This window comes from Acinetobacter sp. TTH0-4 (assembly GCF_015602665.1).
Taxonomy (GTDB): domain Bacteria; phylum Pseudomonadota; class Gammaproteobacteria; order Pseudomonadales; family Moraxellaceae; genus Acinetobacter; species Acinetobacter albensis.
Map to the genome: position 1 here is coordinate 363,367 of NZ_CP059079.1, position 20,784 is coordinate 384,150.

Annotated in this window: 19 protein-coding genes; 10 read left to right on the forward strand and 9 right to left on the reverse strand. The window is 39.7% G+C overall.

What is annotated here, in order from left to right:
- Positions 1 to 339: 339 nt before the first annotated feature.
- The 5 genes from H0S58_RS01665 to H0S58_RS01685 are packed head-to-tail and all read left to right on the forward strand — an operon-like array spanning position 340 to position 3,554.
- Positions 340 to 1,155, forward strand: a complete 816-nt coding sequence (locus H0S58_RS01665; protein ID WP_092718637.1) for an ABC transporter ATP-binding protein — start codon at positions 340 to 342, stop codon at positions 1,153 to 1,155.
- Positions 1,152 to 1,928, forward strand: coding sequence for a lipid asymmetry maintenance ABC transporter permease subunit MlaE (gene mlaE / locus H0S58_RS01670; protein WP_195726962.1), 777 nt, complete (start codon positions 1,152 to 1,154; stop codon positions 1,926 to 1,928). The genes H0S58_RS01665 and mlaE overlap by 4 nt, the downstream gene beginning before the upstream one ends.
- Positions 1,928 to 2,596, forward strand: a complete 669-nt coding sequence (locus H0S58_RS01675) for an outer membrane lipid asymmetry maintenance protein MlaD (RefSeq protein WP_195726963.1) — start codon at positions 1,928 to 1,930, stop codon at positions 2,594 to 2,596. Before mlaE ends, H0S58_RS01675 begins: the two co-directional genes overlap by 1 nt.
- A 19-nt stretch (positions 2,597 to 2,615) precedes the next feature.
- Positions 2,616 to 3,248 (forward strand): phospholipid-binding protein MlaC, encoded by a 633-nt coding sequence (locus H0S58_RS01680; protein ID WP_053579486.1) that lies wholly within the window; start codon positions 2,616 to 2,618, stop codon positions 3,246 to 3,248.
- Positions 3,249 to 3,254: 6 nt separating this feature from the next.
- Positions 3,255 to 3,554, forward strand: coding sequence for an STAS domain-containing protein (locus H0S58_RS01685; RefSeq protein WP_227552568.1), 300 nt, complete (start codon positions 3,255 to 3,257; stop codon positions 3,552 to 3,554).
- Between the two features lie 115 nt (positions 3,555 to 3,669).
- Here H0S58_RS01685 and H0S58_RS01690 read toward each other — a convergent pair whose 3' ends face one another.
- Positions 3,670 to 4,683, reverse strand: a complete 1,014-nt coding sequence (locus H0S58_RS01690; protein ID WP_053579488.1) for a CorA family divalent cation transporter — start codon at positions 4,681 to 4,683, stop codon at positions 3,670 to 3,672.
- Between the two features lie 154 nt (positions 4,684 to 4,837).
- Here H0S58_RS01690 and H0S58_RS01695 point away from each other — a divergent pair, with 154 nt between their 5' ends.
- Together H0S58_RS01695 and H0S58_RS01700 are read left to right on the forward strand one after the other, a co-directional pair.
- Positions 4,838 to 5,428, forward strand: a complete 591-nt coding sequence (locus H0S58_RS01695) for a TIGR00730 family Rossman fold protein (protein ID WP_053580295.1) — start codon at positions 4,838 to 4,840, stop codon at positions 5,426 to 5,428.
- Positions 5,429 to 5,430: 2 nt separating this feature from the next.
- Positions 5,431 to 5,838, forward strand: coding sequence for an NUDIX hydrolase (locus H0S58_RS01700; RefSeq protein ID WP_195726964.1), 408 nt, complete (start codon positions 5,431 to 5,433; stop codon positions 5,836 to 5,838).
- Between the two features lie 19 nt (positions 5,839 to 5,857).
- Here H0S58_RS01700 and H0S58_RS01705 read toward each other — a convergent pair whose 3' ends face one another.
- Both H0S58_RS01705 and recG read right to left on the reverse strand, forming a co-directional pair.
- Positions 5,858 to 6,490 carry a ComF family protein gene (locus tag H0S58_RS01705; RefSeq protein WP_195726965.1) on the reverse strand — a complete coding sequence of 211 codons (633 nt, stop codon included), beginning with the start codon at positions 6,488 to 6,490 and terminating at the stop codon, positions 5,858 to 5,860.
- Between the two features lie 262 nt (positions 6,491 to 6,752).
- Positions 6,753 to 8,798, reverse strand: coding sequence for an ATP-dependent DNA helicase RecG (recG, locus tag H0S58_RS01710; RefSeq protein WP_195726966.1), 2,046 nt, complete (start codon positions 8,796 to 8,798; stop codon positions 6,753 to 6,755).
- Positions 8,799 to 8,832: 34 nt separating this feature from the next.
- On the opposite strand from recG, the gene H0S58_RS01715 reads away from it, so the two are divergent.
- Positions 8,833 to 9,633 (forward strand): NAD-dependent epimerase/dehydratase family protein, encoded by an 801-nt coding sequence (locus H0S58_RS01715; protein ID WP_195726967.1) that lies wholly within the window; start codon positions 8,833 to 8,835, stop codon positions 9,631 to 9,633.
- Positions 9,634 to 9,735: 102 nt separating this feature from the next.
- Here the strand turns inward: H0S58_RS01715 and plsB are convergent, their stop codons facing one another.
- Positions 9,736 to 12,312 (reverse strand): glycerol-3-phosphate 1-O-acyltransferase PlsB, encoded by a 2,577-nt coding sequence (plsB, locus tag H0S58_RS01720; RefSeq protein ID WP_195726968.1) that lies wholly within the window; start codon positions 12,310 to 12,312, stop codon positions 9,736 to 9,738.
- Between the two features lie 289 nt (positions 12,313 to 12,601).
- Between plsB and H0S58_RS01725 the strand changes: the two genes are divergently transcribed.
- Positions 12,602 to 13,474 (forward strand): acyl-CoA thioesterase, encoded by an 873-nt coding sequence (locus H0S58_RS01725; RefSeq protein ID WP_195726969.1) that lies wholly within the window; start codon positions 12,602 to 12,604, stop codon positions 13,472 to 13,474.
- Between the two features lie 139 nt (positions 13,475 to 13,613).
- Positions 13,614 to 14,852: a dicarboxylate/amino acid:cation symporter gene (locus tag H0S58_RS01730; protein ID WP_195726970.1), complete on the forward strand. Its 1,239-nt coding sequence runs from the start codon at positions 13,614 to 13,616 to the stop codon at positions 14,850 to 14,852.
- Positions 14,853 to 15,178: 326 nt separating this feature from the next.
- Here H0S58_RS01730 and H0S58_RS01735 read toward each other — a convergent pair whose 3' ends face one another.
- The 5 genes from H0S58_RS01735 to H0S58_RS01755 all read right to left on the reverse strand — a co-directional run bounded on the left by H0S58_RS01735 (position 15,179) and on the right by H0S58_RS01755 (position 20,742).
- Positions 15,179 to 16,132 carry a metal-dependent hydrolase gene (locus H0S58_RS01735; RefSeq protein ID WP_413784408.1) on the reverse strand — a complete coding sequence of 318 codons (954 nt, stop codon included), beginning with the start codon at positions 16,130 to 16,132 and terminating at the stop codon, positions 15,179 to 15,181.
- A 126-nt stretch (positions 16,133 to 16,258) separates the two neighbouring features.
- Positions 16,259 to 17,167, reverse strand: coding sequence for a ribosome biogenesis GTP-binding protein YihA/YsxC (yihA, locus tag H0S58_RS01740; RefSeq protein ID WP_195726972.1), 909 nt, complete (start codon positions 17,165 to 17,167; stop codon positions 16,259 to 16,261).
- A gap of 100 nt (positions 17,168 to 17,267) precedes the next feature.
- Entirely contained in the window at positions 17,268 to 17,711 is a 444-nt protein-coding gene (locus H0S58_RS01745) for an RrF2 family transcriptional regulator (RefSeq protein WP_195726973.1), read from the reverse strand.
- 89 nt (positions 17,712 to 17,800) lie between these two features.
- Positions 17,801 to 19,009, reverse strand: coding sequence for an NO-inducible flavohemoprotein (gene hmpA, locus H0S58_RS01750; RefSeq protein ID WP_195726974.1), 1,209 nt, complete (start codon positions 19,007 to 19,009; stop codon positions 17,801 to 17,803).
- Between the two features lie 149 nt (positions 19,010 to 19,158).
- Complete coding sequence (locus H0S58_RS01755; RefSeq protein ID WP_195726975.1) at positions 19,159 to 20,742, reverse strand: helicase HerA-like domain-containing protein; 1,584 nt, start codon at positions 20,740 to 20,742, stop codon at positions 19,159 to 19,161.
- Between the last annotated feature and the right edge of the window lie 42 nt (positions 20,743 to 20,784).

Below are 20,784 nucleotides of genomic sequence, written 5' to 3' on the forward strand. Positions count from 1 at the left end.
TTTTTATGACACAACATAAGAAATGTATATTTAATCAAATTTTACTTAAAATTTGCCAATTTCTATACTAAAATTCTTAAAATATTTACACCTTATTTAAGAGGTCATCATGCCTTATGTTGTTTTAATCCTCATATTTTTTAATTTCATATTTTACATTTATCATTCTTTTTCGTAACACAACGTCCTATATTTAGCGATGTATTTCATTAATAATCACATTAGAATTCAAATGTATTCAAAATACTTCAAGTCTGAGGCTGATTAGCTAAAGATAACATTTTCAGTTTTAATCCTTTATAGTAGGCAAGCTGAAAAAATGTAGGAAAATGCTCAGCTATGAATAATCAAATCTCCTCAACCCAATCTTTGATTGAGGTAAAGAACCTGAGCTTTAAACGTGGGGAACGTATCATTTATGACAATGTTAGTTTAAACATTCGTCGTGGCCAAATTACGGCAATTATGGGACCTTCTGGTACGGGTAAAACAACCTTGCTGCGGCTGATTGGTGGGCAACTCATTCCAGATCATGGGCAGGTTTTGCTTGATGGTAAAGATATTGCCAGTATGTCACGTTCTGAATTGTTTGCTGCACGGGCACGAATGGGGATGCTGTTCCAAAGTGGCGCATTATTTACCGATATGACCACTTATGAGAATGTGGCATTTCCACTGCGTGCTCATACCCAACTTCCTGAACACTTGATTGCTGAGATTGTGGCTTTAAAATTGGAGTCGGTCGGTTTGAGGGGTGCAGAACAACTGATGCCTTCAGAACTTTCAGGAGGAATGAATCGTCGTGTTGCCTTAGCGCGAGCAATTGCACTCGATCCTGAACTCATTATGTATGATGAACCGTTTGCAGGTCAGGATCCTATTGTGATGGGTGTGCTAAGTCGTTTGATTCGTTCGCTACGTGAAGCACTTGATTTAACCACCATTATTGTGTCGCATGATGTCGCAGAAACTTTATCCATTGCAGATTATATTTACGTTGTTGCAGAAGGAAAAGTGCAAGGTGAAGGGACGCCTGCTGAATTAAAACAACATGCTTCACCTTTTGTACGTCAGTTTTTGACTGGATCCATTGAAGGTCCAGTCGATTATCAATTTAGTCATCAAGCTTATTTAAGTGATGAGGTACGTTCATGAATGCCATTGCCTTATTAGGTAGACGCGTTATTGAACGTGTACGTGGAATTGGAGTAGCAACGGTAATGTTGCTACAAATTTTATTTTCTATGCCAACTCGTTTGGGCGTTAAACTTTTTATTTATCAAATGCACCGTATTGGGGTCATGTCTTTATTGATCATTGGGGTCTCTGGTTTATTTATTGGTTTGGTGTTGGGCTTACAAGGCTATTCTATTTTAGTCAATGTCGGTTCTGAAGCGATGCTGGGAACTATGGTTTCATTGACCTTATTGCGTGAACTGGCACCTGTTGTCGCTGCCTTACTCTTTGCTGGGCGTGCAGGTTCTGCATTAACTGCTGAAATAGGTTTAATGAAAGCTACAGAACAGTTGTCGAGCATGGAAATGATTGGGGTCGACCCACTAAAAAGAATTGTTTCACCACGGTTATGGGCCGGTGTGGTCAGTTTACCGATGTTGACCGTAATTTTTGCGGCAATTGGGATTATGGGCGGTAAAATTGTTGGCGTAGATTTTTTAGGGGTAGATGAAGGCTCTTATTGGAGCGGCATGCAAAGCACAGTTCAATTTGGACATGACGTGGTAAATGGTATTATTAAAAGTATTGTTTTTGCACTGATTTGTACTTGGATTGCAGTTTATCAAGGCTATGCATGTGAACCTACTTCAGAAGGTATTGCAACATCTACAACGCGTACAGTGGTGTATTCATCATTGTGTGTATTAGGTTTTGATTTCGTGTTGACTGCGGTCATGTTCGGAGGGGTTTAATGAAATCACGTACAAGTGAGCTGACCGTCGGTATTTTTGTCATTATTTTTGGATTGGCTTTATTTTTCCTTGCGATGAAAGTCAGTGGATTATTTGGAACCAATTTACGCGATGCGTATGCTTTGACGGCACAGTTTGATAATGTTAATGGATTGAAACCACGTGCTAAAGTCACCATGAGTGGTGTCACTATTGGACGTGTAACCGATATTACTTTAGACCCTGTTTCACGTTTAGCCACCGTACATTTTGAGCTTGATGGTAAACTGACGTCATTTAATGCAGAACAGCTCAAAACGGTTACTAACAATGCCTTAGAAGAATTGCGTTATAGCACTGACTATACTGAAGCTGCACCGACACAACAAAAAACAATGGAAAAACAACTCTTAGATAACATGAGCTCCATTACCAGTATTGATGAAGATGCTTATATTATGGTTGCAACCAATGGTTTGTTGGGCGAAAAATATTTGAAAGTGGTCCCAGGCGGTGGTTTGAATTACGTTAAACGTGGTGAAAGCATTGCTAATACCCAAGGTACAATGGATCTTGAAGATTTGATTAGCAAATTTATTACTGGCGGTGCAGGTAAATCAACAGAACCAGCAGCAAATGAAAAGACATCGAGTGAATCAGCAAATACCGAAGCTTCATTTGTTGAATAATATTTGAGAGGAGATTTTAATGAATACTTTATTTAAACAAACACTCACAGCAAGTGTTTTATCGACCATGATCGCGGCAACAGCCTTTGCAGCACCTGCAGAAGCGCCACCCGCTTTTGTCAAAAAAGTTGCAGATGGTTTAATTTCACGCTTGAAAACTGATCATGCGAAATTACAAAATAATCCTGAAGCTGTAAAAAGTATTGTTCGTCAAAATCTTGATCCGTATATTGATTCTCAGTCATTTACGCGTATTGTGATGGGAACATATGCAACCAATCAATATAGTACTGCTGCACAACGTGCTCAATTTGAACGTAATTTCCGCGAAACATTAATTGAAAATTATGGTAGTGCATTTGCTAAATTCTCAAATCAGAGTTATAGCCTGCGTCCATATAAAGCGACAAACAGCAAAAATCCTGTAGTCACTTTAGATTTTACCAATAAAGGTGAAAAAATTCCTGTATCTTTCCAGTTGGTGGATAAAGGTAGCCAATGGAAAATTCGTAACATCAATGTTTCAGGAATTGATCTAGGTTTACAGTTCCGTAATCAGTTTGCTGCAACGGTAAAACGTAACGGTGGTAGTTTGGATAAAGCAATTGCAAACTTTAAACCTGATGCAGATGCAGCTGTTAACAATAAATAACTGAGGATGTATTCAGTGCTTGAAATCATTAATCAGGAAGTACAGGTATCTGGCAAAATTGATTATGACAATGCAGAAAGCTATTACCAACAAGGTTTGAAATTGATTCAAGCGCAAGGTCAGTTTCCTGTCGTGATTAATTTGGCCAATTTGGAACAGGGGAGTACTTTAGCGCTTGCTGTGTTAGTGCGTTGGTTGCGTCAGACTCCTCACGCCAAAGGCTTAAAGTTTAAAGCTGTACCTGACAAAATGATGAACATTATTCAGGCCTGTCATTTACAAGATGATTTACAACTGATCAGTTAAATACAGAGCATAAAAAAAGCACCTTAAGGTGCTTTTTTTATGCTCTGTAAATAGGTATTTATCAGATTTAGAGCTTTTCTTGCACTTCGCTTTGAAGCACTGCTTCAAAGTTCACTTAAATCCATTTCTTCCAACGGAAGTAAATCAGTGGACCAAAGAAGAACAGTAATAGAATGATGCCGACTATAATAAAACTTGTGGTGCCTTGCGCAAAAGGAAGTACATCGGTATTCATTCCATAGACACTGGCGACGAGCATAGGTGGTGCGAGCATGCTTGGTAAAATGGAGAAGCGACGAATCGTATCATTCTGCTCGGTGTTAATAAATCCAGAGGTAGTATCGAGTAAGAAACGTACTTTTTGGAATAAAAAAGCATCATGCTCGACCAGTGAGCGAACATCTTCACTCAATTCTCGAATATCTGCATCATAAATATGACTGCCTAATGCTCTTGGACGAGCCAGAAAAGTTAATACCCGACGTAAATCGATCAGACAAAGTTGTGCTTTTCCGAGGACATCTTCAAGTTGCGCCAAGCGAGTGATCATGTCATCCAAATCCAAAATTTGTTCTCGATGACGATTGTTGAGCACTTCTGTCGAGTATTTTTCTAGATCCTTGTGGATATCTTCCAAGATATCCGCAAGTTCATCCAGTTTAGCTTCGAGCAAACCTAATAGCACCCAAGTCGGATCTTTGTATTCCATTTCATAGTCATTACGACGGGCACGTGCACGAAATGCACGGAATGCGACCAGTTTTTCACCGCGTAAAGTAAACAGGTGATCTTTGTGCAGGATAAAAGCTACGGTTTGAACTGTGGCTAATATACTGGCATTGTCATCTGTCTCACCATCAACTTGAAAGTTTTTATTTTTCGTTAAAAAATAGGTGCTGATATGTAAAATACCATCATCATCACGATAAAATCGTGCCGATGAAGAAATATCTTCCAGTGATTTTAGTGTGGGTAAGTTTTGATCATAGGCATCAAGTACCCACTGTTGTTCTTCTTGTGAGGGAGCAATTAAGTCAATCCACACTAATTCTGGGTGAAGATCAAAACCGCCATTAATAGTGGCGTCTTCCAAACTACCGCGCTCTGTGGCGTAAAAGGCTTCCAGCATGCTGTCTTTTCCCCTGCGCAGTATGGGTTAAATCAATGGGTGTATTTTAGACAAGGAATGGAATAAAAACACTGATTGAAGCGGTTTTTTATTAAAAAATCTCCTTTAAATGTACTTTAACAGTATGACAACTTCGAAACAGGATAAAAAAATGATGAATTCTATCGCTATTTTTTGTGGCTCAGCTCTAGGAACAGATTCCATTTTTTTAGATACTGCGCAAAAAATGGGAAAGACCATTGCTGAGCAAGGTAAAACCTTGGTCTATGGTGGTGGTCGTTCTGGCTTGATGGGTGTGGTTGCTGATAGTGCTTTGCAAGCAGGTGGGCAAGTGATTGGTGTGATTCCACATGCTTTAGTTGACCGTGAGCTGGCTCATCCGCATTTAACTGAATTGTATGTGGTCAATAATATGCATGAACGTAAAACCAAAATGTCTGAATTATCGGATGCTTTCATTGCATTACCAGGTGGGGCGGGAACATTAGAAGAAATTTTTGAACAGTGGACGTGGGCTCAATTGGGTATCCATTTAAAGCCATGCGCATTTTTAAATGTGGAAGGCTTTTATGATGATTTACTGAAATTTATCCACTTGACCACGCAGAAAGGTTTTACTCAAGCACGCTTTACTGAAAGTATTATTGCATCGGATTCAATTGAAGACATTTTACAGCAATTTAAGACATTTCAAGCACCACAACCCAAATGGGGCATGGCCAATCAGCAAGATTTGGTGAAATAACCATGAAAATTATTACTGTTGCTGCTGCCATTATTCTCAATCAGCAACAGCAAATGCTGGTGGTGAGAAAGCAAAATACTACATGTTTTATGCAAGTGGGTGGAAAGTTAGAACCCAATGAACCACCTGAAGCAACCATGCTTCGTGAAATTCAGGAAGAGATTGGTTGTCAGGCACACATAAAACACTTTATTGGACGTTTTGAAACAGCGACAGCCAATGAGCCTGATCATCACTTGGTCAGTTATGTTTACTACGTGACCTTAGATCAAGAACCAAAAATTGAAGCGGAAATTGTTGAAATGAAGTGGGTCGATTTAGACGATCAGCAAATCCAACTGGCGCCTTTGAGTACTGAAATAGTAATTCCTTGGATCAAACGTTTCTTGATAGAGGACATACTTGCTTAATACTGTGGTTTAAGCTGTTTTAAGCTTTTGCACAGGCAAGACATGCCGCATAAATTTTTTGGCAACCGAGAACTTCTAGTTTTTGTTTTAACGCGTACAGAGAGCTTCCCGTGGTGACCACATCGTCGAGCATGAGTACTCGTCGATAACGAAGCTTTGAACGTGTGCAAATTTCAAATTGTTGTTCAATATTTTCGATTCGTTCTAGTCGGGTTAAGCCTTTTTGTGAGTGTTGGTCTGATCTTGAAATGGGTTGCCAAACGGGAACATTAAGATGTTTTGCTAAAATTTTTGCAATGACTAAAGATTGGTTATAACCACGTTCTGCTAAACGCGGAGCCGAAATAGGCATAGGAACAATTGCTTGTACTTTCGGAAGGTGGAGTTCAATCAATGTTTCGGCCAGTAAACGCTGAAACTGTAATTGTTGTTCATACTTATATTTTTGAATAATACGATCCATCGGGTAGCTATAATGGCAGGCAACTTGAATATCTATTTCCTGTCTTTGCACACTTGATTTCAACCAAGGCAGTTGTTGCCAGCAATCCTGACAGAGTGAATGGTGTTGTTGTCGGTCTATGCCACACAGAATGCAAGATGAAAGGCCATGTATGCTTTTGTTGAGCAGTGGATGAATAAGATTGAACATATATTTATTGTTCTTTTATTTTGCGTTAATTTTGCACAATTTCTAATAAGTTGCAACAAAATAAGCGAAGGTTCAAATCCCAAATTTTGCAATTAAAAGAATCAGCTTTTATTTGATGACATAGATTTTTTATAATTTCTAGTGCTTGATGATGGTCATTTTAAATGATCAACATCAGTTTTAAGCGAAGATTTAAATCTTCTCGCTTAACGGGAATAATCATATGATGATCTACTCGCTTGTTTTGAAAATATGATCTTTTCTATACATAGGCGTAGCGTGGTGCTTCAGGTAACCAACGTTTTAATAAAGCGGTGGCATTTTCAGGATAATCCTTAAGAATTTGTTGTGCCACATGATGTGCTTGGTTGAGCAGATGATCATCACGTTCTAATTTTGCGACCCGAAACCCCATATCACCCGTTTGTTTGGTACCCAGCAATTCACCCGGTCCTCGAATTTCTAAATCTTTTTCTGCAATCACGAAACCATCATTACTTTCACGTAAAATTCTTAAGCGTTCTTGTCCATTTTGAGACAGCGGACTCTTATACAATAAAGCACAAAAGCTCGCTGTCGCACCACGTCCCACCCGTCCACGTAACTGATGCAATTGTGAAAGACCCAAACGTTCTGCATTTTCAATCACCATAATTGAAGCATTTGGCACATCTACACCCACTTCAATGACAGTGGTGGCAATCAATAATTGCAACTGGTTTTCTTTAAATTGTTGCATCACGGCTTGTTTATCTTGAGCTTTCATTTTGCCATGCACAAGACCAATATTAAGATGAGGAAAGCGTTCTGTCATTTCCTGATAAGTTGCTTCAGCTGCTTGGGCATCTAAGGTTTCCGACTGTTCTACCAAAGTACAAACCCAGTAAGCCTGTTTACCTTCGCCACAATTGCTGGCGATTCGGTGAAGCACCTCTTCACGTCTTTCTAAAGGAATGGTTACGGTTTGAATAGGAGTACGCCCAGGCGGAAGCTCATCAATGACCGAGGTATCTAAATCACCGTAAGCTGACATGGCAAGCGTCCGTGGAATAGGGGTCGCGGTCATGACCAATTGATGAGGCGTGGTGTTGTGGGTGCCTTTGTTACGTAAAGCCAGTCTTTGATCGACTCCAAAGCGATGCTGTTCATCAATAATTACCAAACCGAGTTTGGCAAATTCTATATTTTCCTGAAATAGCGCATGCGTACCCACGACAAGATTGGCACTGCCCTGTTTGATGAGGTGTTCTGCGTTCGCTCGAGCTTTGCCTTTTTGCTTGCCTGAAAGCCATGACACATTTAAACCGAGCGGTTCAAACCATTTTTTAAAATTTAAATAGTGCTGTTCTGCCAAAATTTCAGTTGGAGCCATTAAGGCAACTTGCCAACCTTCTTCTAATGCATGACATGCAGTCACCCCTGCAACCAACGTTTTACCTGCTCCGACATCGCCTTGAATTAAACGCAGCATCGGTTTATTTTGCTTTAAATCGGCCACTATTTCTTTGCATACTCGGCTTTGTGCATCGGTCATCCGAAACGGCAAAGTAGCCAATAATTGTTTTGCAAAATTTTTGCTGGGTGAAAAAGCAGGGGCCGCAATTTGTTGAATATAGGCGCGTCGTGATAATAAGCTAATTTGATGTGCAACCAATTCTTCAAAAATCAGTCTTTGCTGCGCAGGGTGAGAGCCTTGCGCCAATTGCAACATGTTGGCATTGACGGGCGGTTGATGAATATATTCAAGTGCTTGTTTAAGCACATAGCCATTGGTGAATTGTGGAGGCAATAATTCTGGTAAATCATCGCTGTGTTGTATAAGCGCCTGTTTAACATATTGGCGTAATTTTGGCTGTGTTAAGCCATCTGTTGCGGGATAAATGGCGGTAAGTTCAGTTTTGGGTAAAGGTGTGTGTTCAGTAATCAGTTGAATTTCAGGATGATAGAGTTCTAAACCACGCGCACCGACACGAACTTCACCAAAAATACGCAAACGTTGATCAATTTTGGCCCGATCGGTCAAGGCTTTGTAGATATGATAAAAACGTAAAGTGACTTTAGCAAAATCATCCTGCAATAGCACGGCCATCGATTTGCGTTTGCCAGGCGGGAAATCTACACCTTTGACAATACCTTCGAGCAAATAGCTACGTCCCACGATCAATTGGTTCATGGGAATGATCGTGCTACGATCTTCATAATCACGTGGCAGATGAAACAATAAATCATCTGTAGTGAAAATATTCAGCTTTTCCAGTAAAGCAGCAGAGGCAGAACCTACCCCTTGTAATTGATGGACTGCAGCCATTTACCCTCAACTTAGATTTATCATCAGGTGTTTAATGCATATTTTATTGATTGGCTATGGTAAAACATCTCAAGGTATTGCCAAACAATTATTTGAACAAGGTCATCAAATTACCACAATTAGTCGAAGTCCGAAAACAGATGCATATGCAACGCATGACATGCAGGACGTACATCAGCTCGATTTAACGCAAATTCCACCGATTGATGGGGTCTATGTGTTATTAAGCCCAAATGAAAGTACGCTTGAAGCTTATCAAAAAACTTATGTCGATTCTGTGCAGCCGATTTGTAATGCGTTAAAACAACATCCTATACAAAGAATCATCGTGGTATCGTCTACGAGAATCTATGGTGAAAATCAGGGTGAACAGATAAAAGATGATTCTATTATTCAGCCCAAGGATGTGCAGGGACAGTTATTATTAAAAATGGAGCAGCTCTATCAGCAAGCTTTTCCACAGCAATGTATTGTCATTCGTCCGACGGGTATTTACGGCACTTCCGTTGCCCGTATGATCAAATTGGCTGAAAATACCCAACACTACCCTAAAGTTCATTATAGTAACCGCATTCATATCGAGGACTTGGCAAGGTTTTTAGTGCATCTGCTTCACGTGGAACATCCCCATAAATCCTATCTTGTGACGAATTCTCATCCTATTGCCATGCATCTAATTATTCAGTGGTTTCAACAACAACTCAATTTACCTATATTGGAATTAGACAGTTTAGAAGTTTCAGGAAAACGCATTTACGCGACCCATATGCGAGAAATGGGATTTGAATTAAAACATGAAAATTGTTTTGAAGATTATCAAAAATTATTAGCCTAAACAATAATATAGATGCTCGAATAGATAAGGATGCTGACCTCGGCTAACTTTCTCTTGTAACCTAAGAAAAAGGATACAAGAGAAAGGAGTTAAGACAAAAGGTTACTTTTTCTTACGCTTTAAGCGTTTTTTGACTTGCTGAGCTGCCACTGCATCGAGCACATCTTTAAGCTCTTGATCACTAAAGGTGGTGATGTGTTGTAACATTTGTAAAGTGACATCGTCTAAAACTAAGTTGGCATACTGTGCAATATTCTGAAATTGCTGATCGTAGACGATGGCATTTTCTGCGTTATTGCGAATATAGCCTTGCTGGGTCAAAACTTTGATGAAACTTTGGAATAAAGCTTTATCAAAGAATTCTGGCGAATTAAATTCATATAGAACAGATAAGCGTTGCCCAACCAAATGGCTCAGTTCTTCAACCTGACGGGTTGAAATATTTCCCGAACCACGTTGGGTAATCAGCGCTAATGTCATGTAGTAGCGTTCCAGACTTTGCATGACTGGCGCAGCCAAAACCATTAACTGATTATGTTCTTCTGAGTTTGGTGCGGAAGAAATTAAATGACCTTCACTATTTTCCGAAATTAAATGGGCATGAATTAAGGCTTCTACATAAGCACAAATTTGATCTTTCAGTTCGTCATCCTGCCATTTTAAAAACAGTTCCGCTTTTAAAAATGGATACAGTGTACGAATAACATTAATCAAATCGCCACGTCGGATCGAACCGTTATGTTCAACCAAAGCAGCAATCAGCGACGGCAAAACAAAGGCATGTAAAATGTTATTGCGGAAATAAGTCAGTAATACAGCTTGATTGTCTGCAATAGCAATAATATCGCCCAGTACGTGTTTAACACGTTTAATCAGCTTAAGTTTTAAACCATAAGCAATAATTTCTTTACCCGAAAGTGGCGTTACTTGAGTGCGTTCATCATAAGGTAAAGCGCTGACCAAATTACGATAAGCATCTAACTGTTTAATACAGATTTCTTCATCGAGCGTATGCTTGGGAGTCGCAAGTAGAATGAGCGAGAGGAGCGATACCGGATTAATGACGACTGCACGATTAATATTTTCCAAAATCGCATGCGCTGAACTGTTTACTGCATCTGAAACGGGTGATGGAATTGGATCATCATTTTTTTCAATTTTGATTTGATCTGCACCATGTTTTTTCAACATTGCATCTAAAAAAACAGGTTCGCCAAAATTGACATGAACTTTACCGAAAATGCGTTCAATTTTACGTAATGTTTTGAGAATGCCGATAATCGATTCAGATTCTTTTGGCTTACCTTGCATTTCACCCACGTAGGTGGAGCCTTCCATGAGACGTTCATAACCAATATAAGTTGGTAAAAATACAATGGGTTTGGCCTTACCGCGTAAATGACTATGCACGGTCATTGCCAACATTCCCGTCTTGGGTGGCAACAAGCGTCCAGTACGTGAACGTCCACCTTCAATAAAGTATTCAAGCGGTGTATTACGGGACAAAATATTAAATAAGTATTCCTTAAAAACAGTCGTATAAAGACCATTTCCGCGGAAAGTTCGGCGAATGAAAAATGCACCACCGCCACGAAGTAATTGCCCCACAAAGGGCATATTTAAATTATCACCTGCAGCAATATATGGCACCATCATGCCGCGTCTATAAATCACATACGACAAAAGCAAATAATCAATATGACTGCGATGCGAGGGGGTATAGATAATTTGATAATCTTTGGCAAGCTCACGCACTGTACTAAAGTTATGTACTTCTACACCATCATAGAGCTGCGTCCATAGACGAGTCAGGGCCATATCGGCAAAGCGGATGGCTGAATGTGAATAATCGGAAACGATTTCATTCAAATAGCCAATGGCACGACTTTCTGCTTCAATCATACTGACTTTGCTACGAATACTTTCACGACGAATCGCATCTTGGACATCAGGTGCTTTAATCAGGGAATGCATGACGTTTCGACGGTCAGATAGGTCGGGACCAAGCACCACTTCACGTTGACCATCTAAATAATTATTTAAGGTATTGAGGATATAAGTGGCAGGGGATAAATTCGGATGTGTGTTTTTGGCAAAATTGACCAAGTCGCGTAAAGATTGTCCTTGATGAAACTCTAAATAGGACTGGCGGCCATGTAAACCAATATTGACCAGTTGCTTGACTGTACCCGGCGTTGCCCAAGTATCGGTAAAAAGCAGTTTAAACCAAGAGTCTTCTTTATCAGGTGCGCGTCCCCACAATACCGTCACTGGAATAAGCTCAATATCCACTTCAGGGTGTTTTTCTAAAACGTCAATTAAACGTAACAGTCGGGGTGGAAAAGTATGTGAAGGCGGATGGAGCAGATTATTTTCATTATGATGTTGTAAAAAAAGGATAGAGGCCTTTTCTTTATGATTACCAATCACCAGTGAGTTTAAGGCTGCTGTGAGTTTTAAGCGACGTGTTTCACCATCAACCAGCAAGGCATTGCTTCGAGAGTAATTTTGTAAGACATAACACACCACTTTTTGGCTAACGGGTGCTTCTGTGATCAAATCTGTTGCTGGAACTGTCGGTTCAGTAGGAACCTCACCAAGAACATGTGGAGTTACCACAAGGTCAAGCAGCTTACTTGAAAGCTGACGATATAATTGACCAAAGCCACTCTTGGACATAGCTACTCCTACTTCACTGACCGAAACCACAGATATTCTGAGGGGGGATTGTTTTGCATGATTATAATTAAAATTGCATGTCATTTTCTGACAAAATGCAGTGGGGTAGTTAACTTTTATCGTTAAAAAACGTATTTTTAGCCTATCTTGCTGTTAAAACAGATGATAAGTCAGTCAAGCAAATGCTAGAGGATACGTCTAAAGTTGTGGCAAAATAGAAAAATAGTTTATCTGATTAATTTAAATTTTTCGCCTGCATTTTAGGTATCCCATATTAAATAGGTCGCTTATGAATACTTTAACTCAAGAACTGGTTGAACTACTCAGTCTTGAAAAAATTGAAGAAAATCTTTATCGCGGTATAAGTCGCAATTTAGTAGGGAAGCGTGTTTTTGGGGGCCAAGTACTGGGTCAAGCCTTGCGTGCTGCATCTTATACCACTGACCGTCCTGCACATTCTTTGCATGCTTATTTTTTGTATGGGGGGGATGTAAATGCACCCATCTTATATGAAGTGGATCGCTTGAGAGATGGTAAAAGTTTTGTAAGTCGCCAAGTTCGTGCTATTCAGCATGGTCGAACCATTTTTACAGCCATGATTTCTTTTACCCATCCCGAAGAAGGTTTGAACTATCAAATCAATGAGCCTGAGTATCCTGAGCCGGAACAGGTCAAATCAGAAGCTGAATTAAAAAAAATGTTAGTGGAGTTTGTACCAGAAAATGTACGTGCTAGCTTTATGCGGGATCGTCATATTGAAATTCGTCCGATTGACCCGAGTAATCCCTTTCAGCCTCAACCCGAGGCACCGTCCTATGCCCACTATTTAAAAACCCACGATAAAATTACAGCAGAAGTAGATGAGATTTCTCTACATCAAGCCATCGCTGCATTTTATTCAGATTTTACTTTAATGACCACGGCACTTCGTCCACATGGTCTAAGTTATTTATCACCAAGTTTACAATGTGCCAGTATTGACCATGCCATGTATTTTCATAAACCATTTCGCGCCGACGAATGGATGCTATACGATATGGATGCGACAGTGAGTGCTAGTTCGCGTGGTTTAAATTTTGGACGGATGTGGCAAAACGGTGAATTGGTGTGTAGTACAAGCCAAGAAGGCTTAATTCGGATTCGCGAAATTGAAACGCAGTAAGTTTTAGCATTTTTTAAAAGCCAATCATTAATGATTGGCTTTATTATTTTTAATGTAGGTGAGTGACAAAAAAAATCTCGATTCTATGTATTCTGCATGGCATAGTGCTGATAGAACTTAATGATAAAAGCATGCACAAATGAGCTTGAATACACAAATTTTAGTCGCTGCGATTTTAGGCGTAGCATTTGGCTTTATTTTAAATCTTTATCCAAACACGACTTTTTTCGATGCCAGTTTATATGGATTAGGCATCGCCAGTAGTATTTTTATTGGCTTGTTAAAAATGCTACTCATCCCTTTGATTTTTAGTTCAATTGTGGTTGGCGTCTCAAACTTAAAATCGGGTGGGCAGTTGGGTAAAGTGTGGAAAATCACTTTGGCCTGCTGTATTACGACCACCACCTTGGCACTGATTTTAGGGATTAGCAGTGCACATCTATTTGATGTGGGTAAGGGTGTGGATATTGCCATGTTCCAAGATGCTATGAGCAGTCATCAAAGCCCAGACACCTTAACTGCTAGTTCTTTTTTTACTAACTTTATTCAAAATACCCTGATTAATCCTTTTAAAGCATTTTCTGAAGGTAATGTTCTGGCGGTGGTGCTTTTTGCCTTATTTATTGGTGTGGCACTGGTTCAAGGTGGTGAGCGGTTTAAAACGGTACGTCGTTTAAGTCAGCAATTTTTTGACATTATGATGTTAATGATTACTTGGGTCATGCGCCTTGCACCTATTGGTATTTTTGCACTTTTAGCCAAACTCATTTCAACAGAAGATATTTCGGTATTAAATCGGTTGGTTGAGTTTGCTGCGGTGGTGACAGGTACCACGATTTTTCATGGTGTAGTCGTGTTGCCATTATTGTTATGGATTTTCGGTAAAATGAGTCCCATGACCTTTTTTAAAGGCACCCGCACTGCATTAATTACTGCTTTTGCCACCAGTTCCAGTTCCGCCACCATGCCATTATCGTTAAAATGTGCACAGGAAAACTTAGGCGTACGACCAGCAACAGCTGGTTTTGTTATTCCTTTAGGCACACAACTCAATATGGATGGGACAGCGCTGTATGAGGCTGCTGCTGCCTTGTTTATTGCAAATTTGATGGGCTTAGATTTAAGTATTGGGCAGCAGCTCATTGTGTGTGTAACGGCCATGATTGCATCACTGGGTGCGCCTGGAATTCCCAGTGCTGGCATGGTGACCATGATTATGGTGTTACAATCTGTGGGATTGCCTGCAGAAGCGATTGCAATTTTATTACCCATTGATCGTTTGCTTGATACTGTACGCACTGTTGTCAATGTTCAAGGCGATATGATGATTAGTGTCGTGGTTGATCGTCACACGCGTGATGATGACGTTTTGGTTTAAATGCTATTCCACACAGACTCTAAACTATTTTCCCATATGTATCCGTTTCTGGCTTAAAACAAACCTGCATAATTAACTTAGCAATAGTTTATGCAGGTTTGTTTATTTAAGGACCTTGTTGACCCAAAATATTTTTATTTTATCAGTTTAAACCTTCAAGAATAAACTAAAGTGATTGCTATAAAGTTTGAAGGATGATGTAAGTCCATGAGAGCTGGGATTTCCTTTCAATCCAATTCTTTCAATCCTTCTAGCTTTGATTCGGTTGATTTTAAATACATAAAAAATCGGGCATATAGCCCGATTTTTTATATTTCTATGTTTTTTTAGGCAACTTTAAGCGCAGCTCGTTTTGCCGCAGGAGACTGATCCAAATAAGCAATCGCATCTTCGGTTTTGGCTTCATGTACAGGGTCGTACCAAGGCATTAAATAACCCAATTGTTGTGAAACAATCCAAAATGGATTTGGCATGAGACGATTGTCTTTTTGCGAAATGACATACCATTCTCGCCAAATCCAAGGTTTAAATAAACTCGGTTGAATGGATTTAAAACGTGCATCCTGTTTCATAATGTGTGCTGCACCATCTACCCATAAGCCTAAGACACCAGCAATAACGAACCCACTTAAATAGTAACGCGCAATATAGCCACCGCCCAAATGGCGGTATAAATCAAAAGCCACTGTACGATGTTCAATTTCTTCTGCCCCATGCCATTTAACCAAATCTAGCATGGCAGGGTCTGCACCCAATTCTTCCCAGTGTTGATTATATAAAACATATTTTCCCAGAACGCAGGTCATGTGTTCAACCGTTGCAATAATCCCAAGACGAAATAAATCCCATTGATGTTCCAGTATTTTAGGCACTTTGAATCCTAAAGGCTGGTCTGCCAACACTTTCGTAAATAAAAAATCCATGAGGTCTAAATTACGCTGAACATCAATATTGCGTAGCGTTAAATATTCTTTATTTGCAGATGCAGATGCATGTGCTTGGGCATGCATGGCTTCTTGACGAATAAAGGCTTTCACATCTTCTTTGAGTTTTTCATTGCTAATTTGCGGCAAAACTTTGTTGTAAAGGCGACAAAACCAAAATTCGCCCGCCGGTAAGATCATATTAATTTCATTAATAAAATAACTGACAAAAGGCTGATTTGGAATCCAGTCCACAGGCGTATCTTGCCAGTCAAATTTTACTTTCCGCGGCTTAATTTGATATTCAATTGAAGAGCCAATTTTAGACTTCTTAAATAAAGATAAAAGTTTCATCATCTGATCCTATTGTTTTTCTAAACATTTATTACTTGAGATTAAGTATAAAAAAATGTCCTCTCTTGTGTTTAGCAATAGAGGACATTCAGATATCAATAGATGATGAATGTGATCAGATAAGAGGACTTAGGTCGAAGATGATCCATTTTGAGATACATCAGTTAAATTATGGTCAATACTTTGGTTTTCGGCAGTATGCTCAAATTCATTTTCATCAAACACAAGTTCAGCGTCTTCAATAAATTCCTCACCTTCAACAAATTCAATATCATCTGCTGATGCGTCAGGAATACTGTCTAAATTAAATTCACTGGCTTGTTCAAGGGTAAAGTTCAGACGGCCCCCCATGACACTGGCCAGCTCTTCTAAGCCTTGTTTATTCATAGATGAGAACAATTGAATCGAGAACTGGAGCTTCATTTTTTTCAATTGTTGTTGAACTTCTTGCAATACTTTTGATGCAGGACCACGATTTAACTTATCGGATTTGGTCAAAAGCACATGTACGAACAATTGGCGAGAGTATGCCCATTCCAACATCATGACATCGAAGTGTTGTAATGGATGACGAATATCCATTAATAAGACCAAACCTTGTAGGCTTTGGCGATGAATCAAATAATTTTCCAGCTCTTTTTGCCAAACCAATTTCATCGCTTCAGGTACGGCTGCATAACCATAACCGGGTAAATCGACCAGACGTTGATCAGGATTACCCAAGCTAAAAAAGTTGATCATTTGGGTACGGCCAGGTTTTTTAGAGGCCCGCGCTAATTGTTTTTGATTGGTCAATGCATTGATAGCACTCGATTTACCGGCATTCGAGCGACCTGCAAAAGCTATTTCATAACCTGTATCGTCAACGCACAAATTCAGTTTTGGTGCGCTCATTAAGAATTCAGCTTGACGTAACCAGTTGAGTGAACGCACAGAATATTCAGTAATGGCGGAATCAACTTTTTTCTCATAGCTGATCTTTTGCTTAGGCGCACTGGCCGTCTTACTGTTTTTGGATTTTCCTCTGCTGTGGTGCATAACTCAACTTCAATAAATGATCTACAAGGAAGCATTATAGAGGAAGTCGTCTAGGCAAGCGACCTTTGCATTTTGAAAGCTGAAAACTTTGCGTGAGTATTTAGACATTAATGAGAGGAATGGGGGATGAAACCGTATATTTATTTGGCGTGTTTGGATCGACGACATCGCTTAACCGATACTGATCTAAAGATTGATAAAAGTCTTCAAGTGCTTGATCTAGAATTCCTTTTAAATCACAGTTATTGCGGAATACACAGGGGGGGGTATGACATTCTACTATCGGATTTTGGCCCTGCAAAATACGCACAATTTGACCGAGATTTAAATTTAATGTTTCTGCATTTAAGCGAATACCACCGCCTTTACCGCGTGTGGTCATAATCCATTTTTGTTTTCCCATAAAATGCACAATTTTGACCAAATGATTTTGTGAGACATGCAAATCTTGTGCAATATCTGCAATGGTGTAAGCGTTTTCTCTAGGCCGTGCAATATACAATAAAATGCGCAAAGCATAGTCAGTAAACTTGTTAAGCTGCATGATTATACTGATATTTTCATTGATTAAATAAATTAGGGCTAGTCTATCATAAGCAGACTAGCCCTAGATATTTTGCTGATAGGTTTAGATTAGTGGTGAACACCACCTGTTCCAAATGCTTCACTGTGGATATTTTCAGCAGCAATACCTTGGGCAAGCAGTACTTTCTGCTGTTCAACCATAAAAGGCATTGGGCCACATAAATAGTAATCTGCATCTGGCGACAGTAATATACGATCTACAGCATTTAAGTCTAGACGACCTGTTGCGTCATAATCTTCGTCTAATTTATCGCTTTGATGTGGGAATTCGTAAACTGTAAATGTGCTTAAACGCGGATATTGAGCCTTTAATTCATGAATATGCTGTTTCATTGCGTGAACATGTTTGCTTCGGCAAGCATGGATGAATGTCACAGGTTGCGGCATGTCTAAAGTCACCAGCTGATTAAGCATGGCAATCATTGGAGTAAGGCCTACACCACCACTGATAAAGACATTACGTTTATTTGGATCAATCAGGTAGAAATTACCTGTTGGTGCAGAAACTTCAATTTCTGAACCTTCTGGCAAGCCATGTAAGGTATTCGATACCCAACCTGGAACCATATCGCCTTTTTGATCTTCACGTTTCACAGAGATACGCAAATAGTCCGCTTGCGGGCTTGTTGAAAGCGTATATTGACGAGGTTGTTTTAAGCCAAGTTCTTCGACGAAAACACGCACTGAAATATATTGGCCAGCTTCGTATTTCGGTAAAGCACCACCATCTGCAGGTTGAAGATATAAAGACGTGATTTCATCGCTTTCAACGACTTTCTTGGCAATCTTGAAGTTACGCCAGCCTAACCAGCTGCCTTTGGTTTCTTGATGTTGATCATAGATGGTTTTTTCAGTACGAATAAAAAGATCAGCTAATTGACCATAAGCCGCTGCCCAAGCATCAATCAGTGGATCTTGCATAGAAATGCTAAGTACTTCACTAATCGAATGCAGTAAATTTTCACCCACAATATTGTAGTCTGGTGCTTGAATATTCAAGCTGACATGCTTGTGTGCAATAAGTTCAACCACAGGCAACAGCACAGAAGGATCTTCAATATTTTCAGCATATGCTAAAACTGCACCCGCTAAAGCTTGCGCCTGTGCGCCACTACGTTGATGTCCCATATTGAAGGTTTCTTTTAAATGGGGATTGTTGCCTAACATGCGATTATAAAAATAACCCGTCAAAGCGACGCCATTTTCACGTAGTACAGGAACGGTGGCTTTTACAAGGTCAATTTGCTGCGGAGTCATAACTGATCTCTCATGGCGATAAATTTATAAGATATATTTAAAATACATCTTTAAAGGTGTATTGTAAATACACTTTATAAAAAACCATAAAAAAAATATGGAATATTAAAATATTCCATATTTTCAAAATTAAAGCAGGAAAGGGTGGTTTATTTTCTACCAAACAGTGAACCCAGTAAGCCACGAACAATTTTTTGTCCAGTACTGCCGCCTAAACTACGAGCTGCGCTTTTAGCAAATGTCCCGACAATATCTTGAGTCATTTTTTCACGTTTTTTTGCAGCCTGTTCAACTTCTTTCTGTTGTTCACGGGCAATGCGTTCTTGCTCACGCTGTTGTTGTTTTGCTAGGGTATCTTGTTCTTTTGCTTGTTGTTTGTTGATGATTTCTTGCTCTTTCGCTTGTTGTTTGGCTGTTTGCTCAGCGACTTCTTGCTGTTGGCGTTGGGCTACTTTTTGCTGTAACAGTTCATAAGCACTTTCACGGTCGACAGCTTGTTCATAAATCCCTGCCACAATACTTTGACTGATTAAGACTTTACGTTCATCTAAGCTAATGGGACTAAACGATGAATACGGTGGCATAACCCAACCTCGTTCTACAATTTGTGGAATACCTTGTTCATCTAAACAGCTAATGAGTGCTTCTCCGACACCCAGTGCTGTAATGGCTTCATCCACTTTAAACTCAGGGTTAGCACGAAAAGTATCTGCTGCTGTTTTCACCGCTTTTTGGTCTTTGGGTGTAAAGGCGCGCAAAGCATGTTGTATGCGATTTCCCAGTTGTCCTAGTACGCTTTCAGGTAGATCGAGTGGATTTTGTGTCACGAAATAAATACCGACACCTTTGGAGCGAATCAGACGAACCACTTGTTCAATTTTTTCTTGTAAGGCGCTACTGGCATTATCAAACAGTAAGTGTGCCTCATCGAAAAAGAACACCAACTTCGGTTTATCCATATCACCCACTTCTGGTAATTGCTCAAACAGTTCTGAAAGCATCCATAACAAAAAGGTGGCATACAGTTTCGGTGTATTCATCAGTTTATCTGCGGCTAATAAATTAATGTAGCCTCGACCTTCACTATCTGTTTGAATAAAATCTAAAATATTGAGACTGGGCTCACCAAAAAATTGTTCACCACCTTGGTCAGCCAGCGCCAATAAATTACGCTGAATTGCACCTAAACTGGCGGGGGACAAATTGCCATATTCAGCCTGAAATTCTGTTGTGTGCTCAGCCACATAGGTGATCATTGATTTCAAATCTTTAAAATCAATCAGTAATAAACCTTGGTCATCTGCAATACGGAAAATAGCGGAAAGTACACCTTCTTGGGTGTCATTTAAATTCAGCATACGGGCTAAAAGTAGCGGGCCAATTTCTGATACTGTAGTGCGGATAGGGTGACCTTGTTGCCCAAATAAATCCCAAAACACCACGGGTGATGCTGTAAAAGCAACAGGCTCTAAATTTAAAACTTTCAGTCGTTCATCAAATTTAGGGCTGCTTGAGCCTGCTTTTGCAAGACTTGAAACATCCCCCTTTGCATCAGCTAAAAATACAGGTACACCAAGACGAGAAAAACTTTCCGCCAGTACTTTTAAGGTTACGGTTTTCCCTGTTCCTGTTGCACCCGCAATGAGACCGTGGCGATTGGCAAACTGAGAATGTAAAACAATTTCTTGTTGGGTATTCGACGTTTTTTTGGCAATAACGATTGGTGTGCCCATATTTATTCCTATTTTATTTTTGTGTTTGAATGATTGATGTCA

What these genes read in the sequence shown, in the direction of transcription:
- H0S58_RS01665 (WP_092718637.1), top strand. Translation starts at nt 340, where the DNA reads ATGAATAATCAAATCTCCTCAACCCAATCTTTGATTGAGGTAAAGAAC.
- mlaE (WP_195726962.1), top strand. Translation starts at nt 1,152, where the DNA reads ATGAATGCCATTGCCTTATTAGGTAGACGCGTTATTGAACGTGTACGT.
- H0S58_RS01675 (WP_195726963.1), top strand. Translation starts at nt 1,928, where the DNA reads ATGAAATCACGTACAAGTGAGCTGACCGTCGGTATTTTTGTCATTATT.
- H0S58_RS01680 (WP_053579486.1), top strand. Translation starts at nt 2,616, where the DNA reads ATGAATACTTTATTTAAACAAACACTCACAGCAAGTGTTTTATCGACC.
- H0S58_RS01685 (WP_227552568.1), top strand. Translation starts at nt 3,255, where the DNA reads ATGTATTCAGTGCTTGAAATCATTAATCAGGAAGTACAGGTATCTGGC.
- H0S58_RS01690 (WP_053579488.1), bottom strand. Translation starts at nt 4,683, where the DNA reads ATGCTGGAAGCCTTTTACGCCACAGAGCGCGGTAGTTTGGAAGACGCC.
- H0S58_RS01695 (WP_053580295.1), top strand. Translation starts at nt 4,838, where the DNA reads ATGAATTCTATCGCTATTTTTTGTGGCTCAGCTCTAGGAACAGATTCC.
- H0S58_RS01700 (WP_195726964.1), top strand. Translation starts at nt 5,431, where the DNA reads ATGAAAATTATTACTGTTGCTGCTGCCATTATTCTCAATCAGCAACAG.
- H0S58_RS01705 (WP_195726965.1), bottom strand. Translation starts at nt 6,490, where the DNA reads ATGTTCAATCTTATTCATCCACTGCTCAACAAAAGCATACATGGCCTT.
- recG (WP_195726966.1), bottom strand. Translation starts at nt 8,798, where the DNA reads ATGGCTGCAGTCCATCAATTACAAGGGGTAGGTTCTGCCTCTGCTGCT.
- H0S58_RS01715 (WP_195726967.1), top strand. Translation starts at nt 8,833, where the DNA reads ATGCATATTTTATTGATTGGCTATGGTAAAACATCTCAAGGTATTGCC.
- plsB (WP_195726968.1), bottom strand. Translation starts at nt 12,312, where the DNA reads ATGTCCAAGAGTGGCTTTGGTCAATTATATCGTCAGCTTTCAAGTAAG.
- H0S58_RS01725 (WP_195726969.1), top strand. Translation starts at nt 12,602, where the DNA reads ATGAATACTTTAACTCAAGAACTGGTTGAACTACTCAGTCTTGAAAAA.
- H0S58_RS01730 (WP_195726970.1), top strand. Translation starts at nt 13,614, where the DNA reads ATGAGCTTGAATACACAAATTTTAGTCGCTGCGATTTTAGGCGTAGCA.
- H0S58_RS01735 (WP_413784408.1), bottom strand. Translation starts at nt 16,132, where the DNA reads ATGATGAAACTTTTATCTTTATTTAAGAAGTCTAAAATTGGCTCTTCA.
- yihA (WP_195726972.1), bottom strand. Translation starts at nt 17,167, where the DNA reads ATGCACCACAGCAGAGGAAAATCCAAAAACAGTAAGACGGCCAGTGCG.
- H0S58_RS01745 (WP_195726973.1), bottom strand. Translation starts at nt 17,711, where the DNA reads ATGCAGCTTAACAAGTTTACTGACTATGCTTTGCGCATTTTATTGTAT.
- hmpA (WP_195726974.1), bottom strand. Translation starts at nt 19,009, where the DNA reads ATGACTCCGCAGCAAATTGACCTTGTAAAAGCCACCGTTCCTGTACTA.
- H0S58_RS01755 (WP_195726975.1), bottom strand. Translation starts at nt 20,742, where the DNA reads ATGGGCACACCAATCGTTATTGCCAAAAAAACGTCGAATACCCAACAA.